Below are 1,849 nucleotides of genomic sequence, written 5' to 3'. Positions count from 1 at the left end.
TTTCGGCCACCTAATCCGGAATTCCGGAAAAAGTGGCCGGTTTCAGCCGAATTGCCCGGCCGGTTTCAACCGAATTGGGTGGCCGGCTTCGTCCGAATTGCCCGGCCGATTTGCTCCGAATCGCGCAGACACGTCCCGGCCCGTCGGAGCTCTTTGCCCTTCGTTGGGAACACGTTGACTTCGATGGCTGTACCGTGCGTATTTACGCGACCAAGACGAAGACCTTTCGGACGGTCCCGGTGACGGAGTCGTTCCTGGATCGCTTACGGGAGATTCGGAAAACGTCAAAGTCCGGGTTCATCGTCGAGTATGAAGGGAAACCGCTGACGACGATTCGGCGGAGCTTCAATACGGCGTGTGAAAAAGCCGGGATCACCGTGGATGTGCGTATGTACGACTTACGACACCTTTTCGCGACGACCATGCTCGCCAATGGCGCTGACTTGGCGGCTGTGTCGAAGCTTATGGGGCATAGCACCGTGAAGATGACCGCCGACGTGTATTACCATTACCTCGAGGGCGAGAAGGAAAAGGCGGTGGGGAAGTTGCCCAGCCTTGCTGGAGTTTGAGGAAGTGATTGATGGCGAGGGGCTCTTCCAGGGTCTCTCGCTTTTTATTTTTACGGGGAATTGCCTTGGTACCGTACTTCCTTTCTAGCATAAAAGCAATCAAAAAAGGCGTTTGTACGTTGTTGCGACAGAAGGGTATTATACTGGTATTATTGCAAAGATGGCGATATCGAAATTAGAAGGGTGACTTTGATTAATTCGTCCGAATTTAGGGTTTAAACGGTTCTTCGACGTTTCAAATGGAATTCATTGAGCAAGGAAGTCGGCGATTGGGGCTGCGATTAGGTAGATCATGGTGATGAAGTTCGTGACGTTTCGGTAGCCTCTGGCCCTGGCGCGAGCGGCCTGGAAGAGACCATTTAGGCCTTCGAGGCGAGCGTTGGTGTGCCAGGAGCACCAACGGAAGAGGATGCGGTCAAGGTGCTTCTTGTATGTCTTCAAAGCCTTGGCGACTGGTTTGAGCAGAGGCTCGCCAGCAATCAACTCACTGGCATAGTTCAGAAAGTTTGTAGATCTCCATTTGGCCGCTTGGCTTGTTTCGGCTCGTCGAATCCATCGTAGCTGCTCTTTGACACGATAAGCGATGCCTGTGGCAAATGCTTCGCTCTCAAGCTCCTGCAATGCTTCAGCTTGAGTCTGAGTCTTAGCCGTCTCGCGGCCTTTGAGCACCCCCCATCGGGTACCTTTGGGCAAGGCTCGCTCTTTTGATTCAGCCTTACGCACCTCATCCACGGCCGTCGTAAAGAGCTGAACCACATGGAACCAGTCCACGGTCAGATCTGCTTGCGGGAAGTGTTCTTCGACGGCAGCAATAAAGCTTCCGGACATGTCGCTGACAACTTCAAGTACTCGGTTGGGATGGCCGCCCTTGCTGATAATGTGTTCCCGGAACAGCTGAACAGTCTGCTTGCCCTTGCCTTCAGTGGCGAAGATCACAGGACGGTCTTCACGATCCAGGTCAATAAAGATCGTCACGTAGCGCTGTCCGCGTTTGCAGGCAGTCTCGTCGAGGCCGAATGCCTTAAGTCTGCTGAGGTCAACGCGCTTCATGGCCTCAGCCACATAGTGGTTGATGACTCTCCAGAGACGTTTGTCGGTCGTGCCTACAAAGGATGCGACGGTGGCTACGGGCATCTCTCTGGCCAGGATCATGACAACCTGCTCGAATAGTAAGGTAAAGTTACTGCCAGGCCGTGCCCACGGTACAACAATCCGCCGTGTGCCATGCTTGGGACAAGTTACCCGAGGCACCCTGGCAGTCAGATAGCAGTGATGTTGGA

1 protein-coding gene and 1 pseudogene are annotated in these 1,849 nt (G+C 53.8%); one reads left to right on the top strand and one right to left on the bottom strand.

From position 1 onward, the window contains the following. Positions 1-128: 128 nt before the first annotated feature. A pseudogene (locus tag GTA51_RS20310) lies at positions 129-569 on the top strand (tyrosine-type recombinase/integrase); the annotation flags it as partial. Positions 570-815: 246 nt separating this feature from the next. On the opposite strand, the gene GTA51_RS20305 reads toward GTA51_RS20310, so the two are convergent. Then, positions 816-1,849 (bottom strand): ISL3 family transposase (locus GTA51_RS20305; RefSeq protein WP_160964298.1); only part of this gene is annotated, 1,034 nt, incomplete at its 5' end.

Origin of the sequence: Solidesulfovibrio aerotolerans, from assembly GCF_009856865.1 — a bacterium.
GTDB classification, from domain to species: domain Bacteria; phylum Desulfobacterota; class Desulfovibrionia; order Desulfovibrionales; family Desulfovibrionaceae; genus Solidesulfovibrio; species Solidesulfovibrio aerotolerans.
The sequence above is the reverse complement of the archived record's forward strand: the minus strand, read 5'-3'. Positions and strand labels throughout refer to the sequence as shown.